Origin of the sequence: Luteolibacter sp. AS25, assembly GCF_046736275.1 — a bacterium.
In the GTDB taxonomy this organism is placed as follows: domain Bacteria; phylum Verrucomicrobiota; class Verrucomicrobiia; order Verrucomicrobiales; family Akkermansiaceae; genus Luteolibacter.
This window is the reverse complement of sequence record NZ_CP151837.1, coordinates 2,976,944-2,993,658: the sequence shown is the minus strand read 5'-3', so window position 1 is coordinate 2,993,658 and position 16,715 is coordinate 2,976,944. Positions and strand designations below refer to the sequence as shown.

Genomic DNA, 16,715 nt, shown 5'->3' with positions numbered 1-16,715 from the left:
AGTTTAGGTGGTGGTAGAGGTGATTTCCCCGTCGATGAGTTTTGTGCGGATTTTCTGTCCGGGTTTCACATCGCTGGCAGAGCGGAGGATGGATCCGTCCTCGGAGAGTGTGATGGAGAATCCGCGTTTGAAGGCGGACTCCGGGCCGAGTGTGCGGATGAGGGTCTTGGCAGAGCGGAACTGCTCTATCTTTCTGGATAATTGCTGGGCCGTGGCGCGTTCAAGTTGTTTTGCCAGGCCGGAGAGATTCTCAATGCGGCGTTCGATGATTTTCTGCGGATGCAGTGCCTGGTGGCGAAGCTGTATTTCCCGGAAATCACGCTGTGATTGCTCGATTGAGCGGGCAGCCGCAGTTTTCAGCTGATCTGAAAGGGAATCGAGCTCGAGGGCTGGCTCGCGGAGATTGTAGCGGATGGAGCGGAGAAGGCGGGTGCGCTGATTTTCGAGAAGGGAAAGAAGCTCCGCATGGTCTGGAACGGCGAGTTCGGCTGCGGCGCTGGGAGTCGGCGCGCGGAGATCCGCCACGAAGTCCGCTATTGTGAAATCGATCTCATGCCCGACTGCGGATATCACAGGGATCGAAGATGCGGCGATGGCGCGGGCAACGATTTCTTCGTTGAAGCACCAGAGGTCCTCGATGGAACCACCACCGCGGCCGACGATGAGTAGATCGCAGGTGGGGTAACCGTATTTTTGTGGCGCATTTAGCTTCTCGATTGCCTTGGCGATTCCTTTTTCCGCGCCCTTGCCCTGGACAAGAACGGGTAGGAGAACCGGCTGTATCCAGGGTGCGCGTCGGGTCAGAATATTTAGGATGTCCTGGAGAGCGGCGCCGGTGGATGAGGTGACAAGGCCGATGGTGGTGGGGAATTTCGGCAGTGGCTTTTTGAGTGATTGGTCGAAGAGGCCTTCCGCGTTGAGTTTCTTTTTGAGTGCTTCGAAGCGTGCCTGAAGGTCGCCCTGGCCGGAGTGCTCAACGCGATCGACGATGACCTGGAGCTGACCCCGGGCTGCATAGACAGTGGCTTCGGCGAAAACTTTCACTTTCTCTCCGTCCCGTAGGGCTTCGGATCCCTGGCGGTTCCGTGCGCTGAACATGGCGCATTGGATCTGTGAGTCGGAGTCCTTCAGTGAGAAATACCAGTGCCCGCTGCCTTGTTTCTTGAGGTTGGAGACTTCTCCCTCGATCCAGAGACGGCCGACCCCGGACTCGATGGCGCGTTTCATTTTCCTGACAAGTTGTGTCACGGAAAGTGCCGGGGTTTCTTTTTTCGGAATGTCTGAGAAGAGGTCCACTGTGGGTAAGATGACGCGGCGGGGGAAAAGGTCCAATACTGAAGATGGGCCTGGTTGTTTTTTCCCTGCGTTGACAAGCCGGAGTCCGCCAGACATTTTCGCGCTGTGAATACGATGACGATTTTATTAGGGGCAACCTTCGCGCTGTTGCTTACGGCTGTGGTTCTTTCATTTTCCCAGATGAAGGAAGGTGAGCGGAATGCTCCCGCCGATGAGATTGCGCGACTTAGAAATCAGCTGGATCAGTTGAAAATCGAGCAGGACAGACTGGAGACAGAGAAGAAAATCCAGCAGATGCGTGCGAACCCGACTCCTTCGGTAAAGGATGAAACCGATAGCGAGATTGCCGCGATGAAGGCTCAGCTGGATGCGATCGAGGCGGAAAAGGAAGCTCTTAAAGAGGAAAAGGATCTGGCCGAGAAGAAGGCGGATACTTATCGCGATGAAGCTGGATTCATCGGTCAGCGTGATCTTGAAAAAAGTGATAGCGAGCTGCGTCGCGCGCGTTTGATCCGCGATGCGCTGCTTATCGGTCGAATCAGCGAATACGTCAGCGATCCTGAATTCGGCGGATTTGTGACCTTGGAAATCGTTTTGCCGGAACATGTCCAGCAGGGGACAATCCTCGCAATCCGCAGAAACACAGGGATTCTGGGAAGAGTCCAGGTAACTGAGATTTCGATGGACGGTGCAATTGCAAGTCCGATGCCAGGCTTTGGTCCCATCGAGCCGCAGGCGGGTGATGAACTGATTATTCCTCCACAGGTTTAATCAAGTCCGGGACCCGGATACATTTTCCCTCCCTGTCCAAGGGGAGAACAAAAAAGGCCGCTCCGAATGGAGCGGCCTTTTTGTGATGGATAGCTCCGATCAACCGGTGGTTCTGAGGCCGGATGCGATCGCGTTGATGGAGAGCAAAAGCTTCGGCAATAGAGCATCTGCCGATGTTTGATCTTCTTTTTCCATGTGGTTGCGCCATTCCTTGAGAAGGGCGATCTGCTGATGGTGAAGTACTTTGAGCGGTGCTTCGCGGATTCCAAGGGTTTTGGACATGCGCGGACGGCGCTCTGACATGGTGCCATCGAACAGCTCCGCGAGGAGTTTTTCGGTAAGTTCGAATTCCTCGGTAATCCGGTTGAGGAAGGTAGTGCGGGTGGCGTGGTCGGTAACCAGGCCTGCGTAGGATTTCATCAACTCCAGGTTCGCGGAGGCCAGGTTTGTCTCCACATTGGTAAGGATGTAGGAGAGGAAAACCGATTGCTTGAGTGCAGCCTTCAGTTCGCCGAACTCCTCTGGAGAAGAGTTCTTGAGGTTTGAAAGCGCTGTGCCGACTCCGAACCAGCCCGGGAGGTAATAGCGGGCTTGGGTCCATGAGAATACCCACGGGATAGCGCGGAGATCCGAGATGGAGTGGGATTTTTTACCTGTCCGGCGTGCGGGGCGTGAGCCGATACGTGCGTTTTCAAGCGCATCGATCGGAGTCGCCTGGCGGTAGAAGTCGATGAAGCCATCTGATTTTAATAGTGCCTGGTAGGCTTCCTGGCTGGAAGATGAGAGGATATTGAGGAATTTCTCAGCCGGATCGGCAACGGCCGGAAGGTATTTATGCCTTGCGGTGGTGACGGCTGTGCCGGCGAGGAGGAGCTCGAGGTTGTAGGTAGCGCTGGCAAGGTTCGCGTATTTCTGTGCGATGGTTTCGCCTTGTTCCGTCATACGGAAGTCTCCGGACATTGCTCCGTGTGGGAGAGCGGCCATGAACCAATGTGTAGGGCCCGCTCCGCGTGAAATGGTGCCGCCGCGACCGTGGAAGAAGCAGAGTTTGACTGATTTTTCCTGCCCGATTTTCGTCAGGGCGGTCTGTGCGCGTTGCAGCGCCACCTGTGCGGCAAGAATTCCGCAGTCCTTGTTTGAATCCGAGTAGCCGAGCATGATTTGCTGGGTTGGTTTTTCCCGGACAGAGATCGAGCGCTTGGTGAGCGGGTGGTCGAGGAAGTCCGCGAGGATCGGTGGCGAGTTATCCAGATCATCCATGGTCTCGAAGAGTGGGACGACAGGCATCGGGCAAACCATTCCTTCCGGGTTGAAGATCATGAGACCTGCTTCTCTGGCCAGAAGGTAGACGGCGAGTAGATCCGAAAGCTGGCGGGTCATGGAGATGATGAGCGAGCCGAGGCCGGCCTGGCCCCATTCGTTCCGGTGGGCTACGAGGACCCGGTAGGTATCCAGAACGTTGTCCGCATGTTCTCCGATCCGCAGTCCATTGTGAAGGAAAGGGCGATTGGAGGTCAGCTCCTTGTTGAGGAATTCGAGACGTTTCTCCTCCGTCCATGTTGGGAAATTCCCACCGTCTTCGATGCCTGCGGCAGTCAGGATTTCCGCGATCGCATTGTCGTGGAATTCCGAGTTCTGGCGGACATCGAGTGTGGCGAGATGGAAGCCGAAAATATCGATTTTGTGACGGACCGGGCGGATTGACTGCTCCTCGAGGAGGCGGCAACCGACGGAACGAAGAGTGGTGGAAAGAAGCTCAAGATCCCTCTTCAGTTCATCCGGGCTTCTGTACCCCGGGAAGCCTTCGGTCTGCTGGCCGAGCAATAGGGCCATGAGGTTGGCGAGCTGGCGCCATGGCTCTTCGGATTGGCGGGCGATGATCTCCTGGACTTTCTTCTGGTCGCTGATGATGAAGGTCAGTTCATCGATACGCTCCTGGAGGTCCTGCGGTACTTCCGCAACCTGGCGTGAAATAGTGAGCTGGGAGGCGAGTTCCTGGAGTTCGCGCTCAAGGAGTTGGAAGGCAGCGGTGCGGAGTTCGCAAAGGCTGCGCTCGGTAACAGCGGGAGTGACGAGTGGATGTCCATCGCGGTCACCGCCGATCCAGGAGCCGAAGCTGAGCTGGGGAACGTTGCCCGCGGAGCGGAGCAGATCCAGCGGGAGATCCGCATCGCGCCAGGCTTCCGTGAAATGGAGGTCCAGGCGGTTGATGGCGGAAGGGAAAAGGTCACGAAGATAATGCACCGCGTTGCGCAGCTCGGAGTTGATATCCGGACGGACTAGGTGGATTTCGGCCGTGAGCCAGAGTGTTTCCAAGGTGGTTACCACGCGTTCGCGGATACGGCGTTTCTCGCGGTCGGTGTATTTCGGATACTCGTTTCTTACCAGTTCCTCGTAGAGGCAGCGCTGACGAGCACGGACGGATTCGCGTTTCGCTTCGGTAGGGTGAGCGGTGAGCACAGGCTCCACATGCACTTCCTGAAGTGCCGCTAGAATTTGTTCCGGATTCAGCCCGATGGACTTCATGTCACGGAGTGCTTGTGGCCAGAGTCCACGGATGGAGTCAGCACCGAGGTCCTTCTCCCGCTCGCGGCGGATCTCCGCGGCCACACGTTCCTCGATCATGTTGAGAAGCTGGAAGCCGATGGAATAAAGCTTTGGAAGCCCTTCCGGCGGTGGCGAGTTGGCTGGAAGTTCGGATCCCGACCACGGCATGTGGGCAAGGAGTTCGGTTTCTCCGACGCTTTCGAGGGCGTCATGGAGGCAACCGAGTAAAAAGGTCAGGCGTTCGTCAATGAGACCGAAGCCTTCGACACGGAGTTGTTCGCGGGTGGATGACATAAAGTTAGTAGTGCGATATCACATTTGAATGTGAGTAATTCGTTTTCTTGTTCGGGGGAGAGCATGTTGCAGGCCGAAGATTTGGAAAACGAAAAAGCGCGGAACCTTGAGAAAGGTTGCCGCGCTTTTAGGAAGTAGGATTAAGAATAAAGGAATCTACACGCTGAAGAGCGAGGTGACGGATTGTCCGCCGTTGATTCTTCTAATTGCCTCGCCCATGAGGGGGGCGATGCTGACCGCATGGATTTTTGGGCCGAACGCCTGTGGGACGGAATCGGTGGTGATTAACTCCTCGATGGCGGATTCCTCGAGGCGGGCATGGGCCATTTCACTGATGATGGCGTGGGAAACGCCGGCGAAAATGCGTTTGGCTCCATTTTTATGAAGAATATCCGCTGCTGCGGTGAGTGTTCCGGCGGTCTCGGTCATGTCGTCAACGAGGAGGACATCACGGCCTTTGACGTCGCCGATGACATTCATGGCCTCGACCCGTGTGGCGGAAATGCGGTGTTTTGCCACAATCGCGAGTTCGCAGCCGAGGGCGTCCGCGTAGGCACGGGCCATTTTCACACCACCTACGTCCGGGGAGACCACGGTGAGGTTGGATGTATCCGGATGGCGTTCACGGAGGTAGCCGATGAGGGCTGGTTTTGCGTAGAGATGATCGACGGGGATATCGAAGAATCCCTGGATCTGCGGGGCGTGAAGATCCATTGTGAGGACCCGGTTCACGCCGGCGGATGTGAGAAGATTCGCAACGAGCTTCGCGGTGATAGGAACGCGTGGCTGGTCCTTCCTGTCCTGGCGGGCATAGCCGAAGAATGGCATCACGGCTGTAATCCGCTCCGCACTGGCACGGCGTGCGGCATCCACGAGGATGAGCAGCTCCATGATGTTGTGATTGGTCGGCGGGCAGGAAGGCTGGATGATAAAGACATCTTCCCCACGGACGTTTTCGTTGATCTTAACTGCGGTTTCTCCATCAGGAAATGCCTCAACCTGTACGTTTGCCAAGGGTTGACCGAGAGTTAATGCGATATTTTCGGCGAGTTCGCGGTGCGCTGTTCCACTAATGATTTTCATGAGCTGGGGGATTGTTGACAGACTTCACAGGCACGGCAATACTTTGCGTGCCTAAAGGCGAAACTAACCTATTTCCGGTAGATTAATCCCCCCACGTCCATGAAAATGAGAGTGAAGTGGATTTGAGAACTGGCGAAATCCGCAGGTATGGGATTTAGAAGTGAATATCGTTCGCTGGTATTACGTTTGTTTCAGTTAGAAACTTTATCTGTTCGCCAAGATACTCCCTGTACCGGTTACGGGTCGTGATCTCCACGCCGGGAGGCAAGTTCTCATTCTGGGACAGACGCTTCTCGGCCTCCATAAACAAGCGGAGAGCATCCGACTGGCGTCTGTCATACCAAGCGCTGACTGCTTGTTTCCCGAGAAGGAGTGCACCCAAATAGCTTGCTGAGGCTCCACCCGCTAAATTTGCCGTGAAGTCGTATTGATCAAGTGATTCCTCGAATTGACCTGCGGCCTCGTATGCTTGGCCAAGGGATAAATTGATTACTCCCAATAACTCGCGGCCCTCGTTACCCGTCATTGCACCGGCGGTCAGGTCCGAGGATTTCTCAATATATTTTGCAGCAATTTGTAATTGATTGATCGTTTCGATGGGTTTGTGCAGATCATAAGCCGCCAGCGCTTCTTCCAGTAGAAATTTTGCATATCCCTGATTTGCCGCAAATGCGAACTCCATCCCGCCTTGGGCTTCCACAGCTTTCAGAAAGTAAGTATCGGCCTTTTGCTTTTGTCCGTCCTTTTGCAGCGCCTTGGCTGCATTCAGTAGACTATACGGATCGTATGGATGGAGCCTGGACGATTCCAAAAAGTCCAATAAGCAGAGTTGGGCAAGGTGATCTCGATATACGAAGTCTTCCGTTGTCCGTGAGAGATCACGGTAAATAAGTGCCCTATCCAGTATCAGAGTTTGGAGGGGAAATTGAGCTATTCCTTTTGAAAGTGCCTCGACTTTGGCTTCATTGCCTTTCGGTATTTCCGAGAAATAGACCGGCCATAGATGTGGCAAGCTGGCCGAGGACTTGTATCCAAAAAATCCCATGGCTGCAACCGCGCAAAGGGTAACAAGGGTTGTCAGGCCACTGCGGAGAGGGAAGATGGTCTCTAACGATTTTTTTGAATTTCGTTTACCGATGGTCATTGCCGCAAAGCACAGGCCGAGAAGAATTGCTCCGGGTGGGATTCGGAATATCCCTTCAAAATTTGAGTGGACGAAAAGCCCGATAAATCCAGCCAAACCACCAATCCTCCATGCATCGGCGGAATTCGAATTGCCTGTCCTTGGATTGGAAAGAATTCGTCCAATGGCAACCATTACAGCTGCCAAGATAAAGGCGACAAGTAAGACCCCACCGATGATGCCATAATCAGTGAGGGTTTGTATTAGCTCATTGTGAACGTGCTCGGGCTTAACTCCCCCACCTCCGAACGCTTTGACGTCCCAGTGTTGGAAGCACTCCCAGCTGAAGCTACGGCTTCCGCCTCCGAATAACGCATGGGTTTGAATACAGGAAACGGCGATACTTAGCAGATATAAGCGAATACTGTTGTCCAGCATATTGCCGATCCCTCCGCCTCCGCGGTTTTCCTGCACATTTCCCAATGAAAACATGAAGAAAACAGTGATTCCCAGGAGAACGATTGGAGCCGAGATGGCGACCGGGAAGAACCATTTTTTCTGGTCGCGATATCCTATCAGTATCCAGCCAAGTGCCAGGGTAAGAACGCCAAATCCGGCACCGACAAGCCCACCGCGTGACATCATAAAAAACAAAGAGCCTATCCCTAGTATGCCGCATGTAAGGAGAAGGATTCGAACCGCCCAATGGTATCGATTTGAAATACCCTGTGATGCCAGAAGAAGTGATGCAGGAATAAGGAACGAGGCACAATAGCTGTAGTGTCCGTGGAATCCACGCGGGAACATTATTTCAGGGCTGGGGAAGATGGGGGAGTAGGATGGATCCACCACTTGAATTGCGATAACCCCAACGGTGGCCGCGAGGATTGCAATTATCCCTCCAAGAAAGATTTTCTCGGCAACCGGGTTTAGTGTGGCACTTCTAAATACTACGAAAGTCGAAACGGCCATCGACAACAATAGCGCATCCGAGATCGCAGATTCAACAACCGGTGAAGTGAGTGCGCGCACCGCGATCCAGAACGCCAGCGCAGTCCCGGTGATCAAGATATATAGGTTCGTTCCACCAAGGGATTTCTTCCAGGTGGCTGGAATCACCAGGCAACCGGCTAATGTAAAACATAGCATGGTCGGCCCCCAGGTCCATAATCGTAGCTGTGGGGCGATGGTTACAGAGAGAATGAATCCCAGAACCCAGAATATTGAGGCGGCTATAAGCATGAATTTATGAGCGAAAGACTACTTTGCGCCCTTTGCGAATAGCACAGCAGGGATGGTTTTGAAAATAATCTGTAGGTCCAACCAAAGGGACCAGTTGTCAATATAGCGGAGATCCATCTCAACCCAGTCTTCGAAGCTGGTGATCTGGTTTCGTCCTCCGGCTTGCCATTCGCAGGTAATTCCCGGTTTTACACTGAGGCGGCGGCGGTGTGAAATTTCATCGATTGCATCGATCTCATATAGAGGGAGCGGTCGTGGTCCTACCAGGCTCATGTCTCCTCTTAACACGTTCAATAACTGGGGAAGTTCATCGATGCTCAATTTTCGGAGAAGCGACCCGAAGGAGAAAATTCTCGGGTCGTTTTCCAGTTTGAAAACCGGACCATCCATCTGGTTTCCGTGATCCCGTTTCATCTGCTCCAGCAGCTCTTCCGCGTTCGCGACCATTGTACGGAATTTCCACATCCTGAACGGTTTTCCGTAACGGCCTGCGCGCATCTGCGAAAACATAACCGGGGCACCGGGGCTGGCGATTCTGATACCGATGGCTGCAAAGACCCAAAGCGGGAGTGACACTAAAATCACGATTGCGGAGCCTATACGGTCAATGCCCTCTTTGCACATCAGTTCCCATGAGAGCTCTGGAGTGGAACGCAAAACCAACATCGGCTTCGAGCCAACGGAATCGAATACCGGGCGAGCGATTTGCGCGCGGATGAACGAAGCTGCAATCCACGCTTCGACGCCTTGTAACTCGCAAACCTCGATCGCTTGCGCGACCTTCTCAAACTCGATGCTCTTGGTGTTGAAAATGACCCTTCCTATGGATTCCTTCTTCAGGAGGAGGAAAAGTTCTTCGGCGTCCCTGTCCGAGAGGTCGAATCTGTCGACTATCACCCATCCGGAAACGATCTCGGAATCGAGAGTTTCCAGAAATTCTTCGATCTCTGGATTCGTCCCGACAATCACAATCCGCTCGGCCCCGATGCCACGTTTCTTCCTGCTCGAAAACCAAGCGGTAGTTGCATAGGCCCGTATGAATAGGAGGATAAACATGAACATAGCGCCCAGGCCTAGAATAAGGCGGCGCGCTTCCTCTACCTTCGCAAAAACTGCAAAGAGCGAAATAAACAGCCCGATAATGACAATCCCTTGGATGAGCTGCCAAGCGGTTGACCTGCTCTTTTTGCTTCCCAGGCGTTCATAGAATTTGAAGCGTTCCAGCACCAGCGGGGTAAAGGGGACCGCAATATATAGCACCCATGACATAGCGTTTAGATCGTCGGCATCGGACAATGGAAGCGAGTATAAGAGCCTTACCAAATCCCGGGCTTCGGTAGCGATGACGAAAGCAATCCAGACTAGAAACGCATCCGTGATCTGCATGACTTGGATAGTAAATGATTCTTTGCGGCTGTTTGACATGTTTTGATCGAATTTTGAGGGGAACGACTCGTTAGAAAAATGTTTCCAGATTGGCTGTCTACTAGCAACAGCCGACTGAGAAAAGCTCGTGTAGATTCAAATCAGCAAGAACTTCGGCGGGCACTGAATTTAGGTGGGACCGGACGGAATGTGCATATATTCCGCAGCGTCGAGACTCGGTGTGAAAACATGAAAGGTTTCTATCCGCTCTAAAATTTTCGGGTGGCTTATACATCGCAGTATTCATTTTTTGCTTCTTGGCGACTTCAGTAAATCCAGAAATGATTTCAGAATGCGCGCCTACTGGAAATTCGCGGTGTCTGGAGTGATCATCATTGGTTTGCTTCTGCTTGCATGGACATACCGATATGAAGCAGAGAAAGGTGGGAGAGCTTGGTCACTAAATGACATGAATGTGGTCGGAGGGAGTTTTGCCGACTCACAACCTTTCGGGGGGATCCGTCTATCGAAGAAGGACGGCGTTGCCCCTGCACCAGCAATCCTCCGATTACCCGGGCTTGAAGAAGCAGAGGCCATACACCTGAAATATCGGATCAGGATGGAGCAACTTGAAAAAGGAAAGTTAAGTTGGCATAGGGGGAGACTGGCCATCAATTGGGTTCAAGACGAAAATCTATTAAGCGAGAACGATCCAATTCATGATTTTTGGGGGAATGGGATTCTCGATATTCGTTCACGAGTTGTAGCTCCCTCAAAGGCGGCGGCGGTTCCGTGGGTTTGGTTACAGCATTTAGGGCATGGTGGTGCTTTTACCTTGGAGCTACTGGAAGTTCAGCCAGTCCGTGAAAGAGATTCGTGGGAATGGATGGCCGCAGGCCTAGGTTTGACAACAATACTTTGGTTTTCTTTTTTGTTCAAATCTCGGAACGTATGCTGGAGCAGTTCGGTTGCCAGTGCCTCGATATGTATGTTGATGATATGCTGGATGATTTTACCGAAGCCGGCTGACATCAAACCGCAGCTCTGGGGGACAGAATTTCACATGGGGAATTCCCAAGATGTAAAAAGCGGAGGGAACGGCCAGGACAATGGGGAAGTAGCGGCTACAATTGTTCCTCAAGTAGAACAAGAGGAGCCTCAGATCAGTATCTCAGTGAGCGAGAAACTGGCGGACGAAAAAGCGGCTCCAGTTTCGAACACTCAACTTAATCCCGAACCGGCCTCCTTGGATCCCGCCGGAACTATTGTTGCCAAGCGTAGTCTAGTATCGTGGGTGCAGATGCATCTGAGTAGTTGGATGAACACGGTTCATATTTTGGCATTTGCCTCTCCCTGCTTTATTCTAGTATTTCTGCTTCGCTGGAAAATCGCTGCCGGGATAGGTCTTGTATTTGCCGCGGCTAGTGAAGGCTCTCAATTCCTTTTTGCTGATGCTTGGGATTACGCGGACGTTCTGGACCTAGTCGCCAATATCTTTGGAGTAATGCTCGGCGTTCTACTCGCGGTGGCTGCGGGGAAATACACCACTAAGAACGAAAAAATTTAGCTTCCCTGAGTCAATTCTTTGTCCGAATGAGTCGTTGAAAACGAGTGCTGATTTGACAGAGAAGGAGGCGGCTGTATAACTTCCCCGCTTCAACCCGATCACTACCTCATTGACCTTTCTTTCCCCAGCGTCCCCGAAAGGGGCTAATCCCAGGTTGTTTTCGTTCGATCGTAGCGTGGGGGTTTCTGCAGGTATGGGTGGACAATTGAATTCGGTATCCTTCGTGAGCAATGAGTTTGCCGCGATGAGTCACACCCAAACATCCGCCGTTTTTCTTAATCTCTAGGAAAACCTATTTTGAATCTATGCCTCTCTTAAATCCAACCGATAGCACATCGTCCGTTACGAATGTGAAGCCATCCCTACAATGGGTTGTTGGTATTCTGCTGTTGGGTATTCTCTGCTGGTTCTTCGCGATCGTACCGCGTTACGGAAATTTGAGCGCGTTTGGATGGGTTTCTACCGCATGGAATTCGGAAACAGATTACGAGCACGGCCCACTTTTTCCTCTCGTTATAATTGGTCTCGTTGTTCACCAGTTTAAAGCAATCAGGCAGTCTTTGGGGGAGCCAAATGCATGGGGCCTGCTCGTAGTCCTTCTGGGTGCATTTTTTTACGTGATCGGTTTCCGGACTCTTCAGCCGCGTATTACACTAGGAAGTTTGCCTTTTCTGGTTTGGGGGTGCGTGCTGTGTTGGTGGGGTTTCCAAACCGCTAGAAAGCTGATCTTCCCGGTATTCTTTTTCTGGTTGGCCATTCCACTGCCGAGTTTTCAACAGGCTACGGTGCATTTACAGCTACTAGCTACCAAACTAGCCGATCTTGGAGCGGGAATTTTTGGGGTTGAGACCGTTGTACAGGGAACTGCTATTTCCTCCGCAAACGGCGAATGGGCACCGCTCGAAATTGCCAAAGGTTGCAGCGGTATTCGTTCCCTGATGGCGCTGATCATGATCGCCGCCGTTTGGGCATATGTTTCAAAAATGAGCCTTTGGAAACGGCTCCTACTATTCTTTAGCGCGCTTCCCGTGGCAATTATTGGCAATGCCCTAAGGGTTACATCCATCTTCGTTATTTCCGAGTATGGTGATGCAAAATGGGCTGCTGGAACATGGCACGATTGGTCAGGGCTCCTGCTGTTTTACCCTATCAGTCTTATGCTTCTGTTGTTCCTGCATACCTTGCTGGAAGGAGGTCTACCATGGCGGAAGTCACAGAAGCGGCGCCTCACCAGCCGCACTGTCAAACAGGAAGACATGAACTCATGAAAAAATGGCCACTATTATTACTTCCGTTCGTTGTCGGCGGTAGCCTCGGATCCATTTATTTCCTGCCACAGGCTAGGGAGACCAGGGAATCCGCGATCAGTATGGAATTACCTGCTTCCTCCGAGGAATGGGTTCTGAAAGGAAGGCCTCCGAGTCAGGACGAGATAGGAGCTCTGGGAGAGGAAACTCAGTTCGCGAAAGCAATCTGTCTAAGGGCACGTCCTGGAGAATTTAGTGTCGAAGGTTATGCTATTCCAGACCGAATCGATCTTTCAATTGTCCTCTCGGGAAAGGATATGAATACCTCGATTCACCGTCCTGAACGGTGCCTGCCGGCACAAGGTCATTTGATCAAGAATAGCTCACCTATTACGATACAGATACCTAATGGTAAGGAAGTAACCGTACAGAGGCTCAAGTCCACCCAGCTTATCAAAGACCCCGAAACAGGTGAAGTTACAGATGAGTTGGATTGCCTGACTTATTATTTTTTCGTGGGGCACGACAGGGTAACCAATGCTCATCTTGAGCGAACCTTGATCGATATGGAGGACCGTTTAATCAAGGGTGCCGATCAGCGGTGGGCCTACGTCTCCACTTCCATGTGGTATGGTGAGATGCCTTGGATTGATGAGGTAGTCACTGAAAAGGAAGCTGATGCGAAACTTGCCAGCTTTATTTCTGGTCTGGTTGAGAAGCAGATTGACTGGGCGCAAATTAAAGCTGGCAGCTGACCGCCCCGATCTTCCTATCCAGCGTATCAAGTTTACGCGCGCAGGCGAAAGGATAGACTTCTATTTTCACACCCGTTTTCAATAATTAACAGTCACTAAACAACCAAGGGTATGAATTTTCTGCCACTTTTATTCATGTATTACCATAGTTTGATTTCGTCTTATGCTTTTGGTATACAGGATAAAACTGACTAGCTCGATTGACTTTCCATGCAACGAGTTTGAAGTAGTTGGCTTCTCCCAGAACTTTTCTAACCAAATTTTTGAGAATAGATGACCTTTTTCCGCCTCTCCATAAATTGGTCCCATGGTGGCGGCAAAAACCGGCTTCAGTGTTTTTGGTGGGTACTGAGAAGTATTCCTTGGGATAAACCTCGATACCCTCGGGGAGAACCTGGCGGCTATTGTTAAGTCGGAACTCTTCGAAGGTTTCTAGGAAATGCCGTGTGGTAATGATGTTATTGATCTCAGCCTCAGACAGGTGATCATGAAGTGCTAATAAACTGGTTAGAAAGGGATGATTGGGCTCACTACCAATTGTGCTGGTTGCTAGATAAGTCTCATATTCAAAGCCCCAGAACATACGGTGTTTTCGAAATGTTTCAAATGTCTTGTGGATTTCAACATCAGTATCAAGGTATATGCCGCCTTGTTTCTCAAGAATTTTTAGCCGGGCCCAGTCGCTGGCAAATGCAAATTTCCCTTCGTTGTACATCCTCTTCATCCATGGATGCTGGGTTACATCAAAGTTACTCTCGTTCCACTCAATGATCTCGTAGTCAGGAAGTTTTTTATGCCATGATTCAACTGTATCTAGCACATGCTTTGGTTTCGCAACTTCGCCAAACCATATGTAGTGGATGGTTTTAGGGATCATGATCGTTTTCGCTTTGCTTCGACGACTTTTTCAACGGTGCTAATAAATCTGCTCTTCCAAACATTAGGATCGGCTTCCTCAATTAGCCACTTGCGTCCTTCAAGGCCGTATTTGGTGCGGCCTGTCTCACCTGTCAGCTCAGCCTTTGTTACAGCATTTGCTATACTTCCGGCGTCATCAGGCTCATGATGCCATCCAGTGATCTCATCGAAGACGGTCTCTTTCAGGGCGCCTGAACGGGCAGCTATAACCGGGCGTGCGCTGGCGTATGCTTCATAGGTGGTGAGGCCCAGCGGCTCCCACCAAATCGACGGCACCATCAGTGCCCGGCAGCTGCGGATCAAATTAGTTTTTTTGATACCGCTTACAAATCCAACACACTCGACTTTGTGCATTTTATCTACCCGTAAGCGTATTTGTGCTTCAAGCGGGCCGTCACCTGCCAGAATAAGTCTAGGACAACGATTCCCGAGTTTATTTTCAAGAATTTTCCACGCGTCCAGAAGGGATAGTGGTCCCTTCTCGCGTACTAGCCTTCCGAGAAATAAGTAATGATCCGACTCCTCAATATTGGATATGAATGGTTCGGCTTCCCAGCAGTGGCGAAGCACCGTTATTTTTTTTCTAGGAATACCGGCTTCAGCAAATTTGTCGCGCATGAAGTTAGAGATGGCTAACCAGTGATCGATGCAATCAAATGAACCCTTGGCTCGAGCTTGATGTAAGTGGTAAGCGAGAACAGCCGTTTTGAGCCGGGAGCCTTGCCATGCACCTCGATAAATCTCAGGCCAAGGGTTGCCGCGCAGTGCAGCATCGTTCACGTGATCGTTTAGCCATAAAGTTCCACCCGGACTGAAGGGGCGAAAATTATGGGTGTATTGAATTACCGGTAGTTCAAGAGATCTTGCTTCATCATACAATCCGAACGAGCCGACGGGTATGGTGTTATGAAAAATAAGTGCGTCGGGTTTGAAGCGTAATACATGTTCCCGCAATGCTGCGCGTGACATAGGATTGTCGCCGATTAGACGAATTTGCTTCAGCTTCTTGGGAGCATTCTCTCCTATCCAATCATCACTGCGAAATGTCAGGTCTTCTACTGTGGCCGATACACCAAGCAGCTTTGAAATGGAACCCACCCAAGCTTCTTCGCCTCCGTGAAAGCGGTATTGGTTGAAGACCTGAAGTAATTTCATACAGAAGCACACATGCTGGAAGATTTAGTCCAGAGAAGTTAGAATCTCGCTAGGCCGCAGGAGGTTCTTGTGAGTGGGCCACAAGCGCGTTTTCGTAAGCTTGGTTAATGTTATGTCCGTAATTTGCTGAAGATACATAGTTGGCTGCGTTAGCTGATATTTCGGAGCTAATCTGCGGCAGTATATTCCTGTTCTCGCTACACCAGATGATAGCTTCTGCTAGGCCCCTTATGAGCGAGTCAATTGAATCGATTCCTACTGCATGACCACCAACCTTTCCGACGATTTCACCTTGGGCGCTGGTATTTGCGACAATTGGGTAGCAACCCGAGAGAATGGCTTCCACCAAAGTCATCCCCATGCTCTCCCTAAAACTTGGCAGGAGATATATATCGCTTTCCTTAAGAATATTAAGATAGCTTTCGTCCTTATAGCCTTCATGAAAAAACACACTACCAGAAATTCCCAATTTTTGAACGAGGCCTTTTATGTGCGGAATGTCGGGACCTCCTCCGGCGATTATGTAGGTGAATCGGATACCTCTCTCCTTAACCAATGCAAGTGCTTTTACGGCAACGGAGAGCCCTTTGCGACCTTCCATATTTCCACCTGCGAATAGCTTCAGTGGACCATGTGGAGGGCGATCGATATCGATCCTACGAAACCTTTGGATTCGGTCGTCAGTATAGAAACTAAGGAGCATCCGCGACATCGGCCTATCTTCCCGGTAAGGCTTGATAAGCGCCTCGGTGTCACTATCGGTAGTGATGATGAAATCGGTATTTTCAACGCACCTCTTGAATTTTCCTGAACGTAGAGTTAGCCATGAGTTGAAATCTCGGATTATTTCAAAAACTATTGCTTTAGAGCTAAGCATCGATCGGAATTTGCGATCAATTCTACTTCCCCCTCCAATAGGGCCCCATACAAATGGAATGGGCATTTGCCACAACGGGGAAGGGACCCGCCAAGTGCCGATAGTGATTTGGTGACAAAGATCAAAATTTTCTTCTTCGTGCCAATCAATTGCAGATTGCAGTAATACACGATTATAGGCGTAGTACCACAGCCAGTTTTGTAGCCGATTCATGAGGCGGTTTTGCCAGCATGGCTTGTTGGTTCTCAAAAAGCGGACGCGTACGTTTGCAGGGATGATCCCTTCTGATTCTGCTTTTTCCCAGCTATGCTGGTTGCTAACGTCCAGCAATACATAGGGATCGTGATGAATTGCCAAATGGCAGATAGCTGCCCATCCTACACCTGGTTCAGAACCCTGATACGGGCTGCATGCAAATGCGGAAACAAGAATTTTCATTGGTAAGTATTTTGATTTAATCTGAATTTCCCAAGAG

The 16,715-nt window shown here is 51.2% G+C and carries 12 protein-coding genes; 4 read left to right on the top strand and 8 right to left on the bottom strand.

All coding sequences use genetic code 11. The annotated features are described in order from the left end of the window. Window positions 1-3: 3 nt before the first annotated feature. On the bottom strand, window positions 4-1,392 hold the full coding sequence (gene xseA / locus AAGA79_RS13750) for an exodeoxyribonuclease VII large subunit (RefSeq protein ID WP_411826385.1): 1,389 nt from the start codon (window positions 1,390-1,392) through the stop codon (window positions 4-6). A gap of 18 nt (window positions 1,393-1,410) precedes the next feature. Here xseA and AAGA79_RS13745 point away from each other — a divergent pair, with 18 nt between their 5' ends. Further along, the gene (locus tag AAGA79_RS13745) at window positions 1,411-2,067 is read left to right on the top strand and encodes a hypothetical protein (protein ID WP_411826384.1); all 657 of its coding nucleotides are present in this window, start codon (window positions 1,411-1,413) and stop codon (window positions 2,065-2,067) included. 99 nt (window positions 2,068-2,166) lie between these two features. On the opposite strand, the gene AAGA79_RS13740 is transcribed toward AAGA79_RS13745, so the two are convergent. From AAGA79_RS13740 to AAGA79_RS13725, 4 genes are all read right to left on the bottom strand, one after another. Further along, the gene (locus tag AAGA79_RS13740; protein WP_411826383.1) at window positions 2,167-4,908 is read right to left on the bottom strand and encodes a phosphoenolpyruvate carboxylase; all 2,742 of its coding nucleotides are present in this window, start codon (window positions 4,906-4,908) and stop codon (window positions 2,167-2,169) included. 156 nt (window positions 4,909-5,064) lie between these two features. Beyond that, window positions 5,065-5,991, bottom strand: coding sequence for a ribose-phosphate diphosphokinase (locus AAGA79_RS13735; protein WP_411826382.1), 927 nt, complete (start codon window positions 5,989-5,991; stop codon window positions 5,065-5,067). Between the two features lie 154 nt (window positions 5,992-6,145). Then, window positions 6,146-8,356: an O-antigen ligase family protein gene (locus tag AAGA79_RS13730; RefSeq protein WP_411826381.1), complete on the bottom strand. Its 2,211-nt coding sequence runs from the start codon at window positions 8,354-8,356 to the stop codon at window positions 6,146-6,148. Window positions 8,357-8,374: 18 nt separating this feature from the next. Continuing rightward, entirely contained in the window at window positions 8,375-9,781 is a 1,407-nt protein-coding gene (locus AAGA79_RS13725; protein ID WP_411826380.1) for a sugar transferase, read from the bottom strand. Between the two features lie 292 nt (window positions 9,782-10,073). On the opposite strand from AAGA79_RS13725, the gene AAGA79_RS13720 reads away from it, so the two are divergent. The 3 genes from AAGA79_RS13720 to AAGA79_RS13710 all read left to right on the top strand — a co-directional run bounded on the left by AAGA79_RS13720 (window position 10,074) and on the right by AAGA79_RS13710 (window position 13,290). Beyond that, complete coding sequence (locus AAGA79_RS13720; RefSeq protein WP_411826379.1) at window positions 10,074-11,288, top strand: VanZ family protein; 1,215 nt, start codon at window positions 10,074-10,076, stop codon at window positions 11,286-11,288. Between the two features lie 305 nt (window positions 11,289-11,593). After that, window positions 11,594-12,556: an exosortase/archaeosortase family protein gene (locus AAGA79_RS13715; protein ID WP_411826378.1), complete on the top strand. Its 963-nt coding sequence runs from the start codon at window positions 11,594-11,596 to the stop codon at window positions 12,554-12,556. Beyond that, complete coding sequence (locus AAGA79_RS13710) at window positions 12,553-13,290, top strand: exosortase-associated EpsI family protein (protein ID WP_411826377.1); 738 nt, start codon at window positions 12,553-12,555, stop codon at window positions 13,288-13,290. Before AAGA79_RS13715 ends, AAGA79_RS13710 begins: the two co-directional genes overlap by 4 nt. A gap of 133 nt (window positions 13,291-13,423) precedes the next feature. Here AAGA79_RS13710 and AAGA79_RS13705 read toward each other — a convergent pair whose 3' ends face one another. Genes AAGA79_RS13705 through AAGA79_RS13695 form a run of 3 tightly spaced genes read right to left on the bottom strand, consistent with a single transcriptional unit; the run spans window position 13,424 to window position 16,678 of the window. After that, window positions 13,424-14,167, bottom strand: coding sequence for a glycosyltransferase family 32 protein (locus tag AAGA79_RS13705; protein WP_411826376.1), 744 nt, complete (start codon window positions 14,165-14,167; stop codon window positions 13,424-13,426). After that, window positions 14,164-15,363 (bottom strand): glycosyltransferase family 4 protein, encoded by a 1,200-nt coding sequence (locus tag AAGA79_RS13700; protein WP_411826375.1) that lies wholly within the window; start codon window positions 15,361-15,363, stop codon window positions 14,164-14,166. Before AAGA79_RS13700 ends, AAGA79_RS13705 begins: the two co-directional genes overlap by 4 nt. A 49-nt stretch (window positions 15,364-15,412) precedes the next feature. Beyond that, window positions 15,413-16,678 carry a glycosyltransferase gene (locus AAGA79_RS13695; protein WP_411826374.1) on the bottom strand — a complete coding sequence of 422 codons (1,266 nt, stop codon included), beginning with the start codon at window positions 16,676-16,678 and terminating at the stop codon, window positions 15,413-15,415. Window positions 16,679-16,715: the final 37 nt, after the last annotated feature.

Bases quoted from the DNA above. Each gene is read 5' to 3' on its own strand.
- AAGA79_RS13700 (WP_411826375.1), bottom strand. From the start codon at position 15,363: ATGAAATTACTTCAGGTCTTCAACCAATACCGCTTTCACGGAGGCGAA.
- xseA (WP_411826385.1), bottom strand. From the start codon at position 1,392: ATGTCTGGCGGACTCCGGCTTGTCAACGCAGGGAAAAAACAACCAGGC.
- AAGA79_RS13725 (WP_411826380.1), bottom strand. From the start codon at position 9,781: ATGTCAAACAGCCGCAAAGAATCATTTACTATCCAAGTCATGCAGATC.
- AAGA79_RS13730 (WP_411826381.1), bottom strand. From the start codon at position 8,356: ATGCTTATAGCCGCCTCAATATTCTGGGTTCTGGGATTCATTCTCTCT.
- AAGA79_RS13745 (WP_411826384.1), top strand. From the start codon at position 1,411: ATGACGATTTTATTAGGGGCAACCTTCGCGCTGTTGCTTACGGCTGTG.
- AAGA79_RS13705 (WP_411826376.1), bottom strand. From the start codon at position 14,167: ATGATCCCTAAAACCATCCACTACATATGGTTTGGCGAAGTTGCGAAA.
- AAGA79_RS13720 (WP_411826379.1), top strand. From the start codon at position 10,074: ATGCGCGCCTACTGGAAATTCGCGGTGTCTGGAGTGATCATCATTGGT.
- AAGA79_RS13710 (WP_411826377.1), top strand. From the start codon at position 12,553: ATGAAAAAATGGCCACTATTATTACTTCCGTTCGTTGTCGGCGGTAGC.
- AAGA79_RS13740 (WP_411826383.1), bottom strand. From the start codon at position 4,908: ATGTCATCCACCCGCGAACAACTCCGTGTCGAAGGCTTCGGTCTCATT.
- AAGA79_RS13715 (WP_411826378.1), top strand. From the start codon at position 11,594: ATGCCTCTCTTAAATCCAACCGATAGCACATCGTCCGTTACGAATGTG.
- AAGA79_RS13735 (WP_411826382.1), bottom strand. From the start codon at position 5,991: ATGAAAATCATTAGTGGAACAGCGCACCGCGAACTCGCCGAAAATATC.
- AAGA79_RS13695 (WP_411826374.1), bottom strand. From the start codon at position 16,678: ATGAAAATTCTTGTTTCCGCATTTGCATGCAGCCCGTATCAGGGTTCT.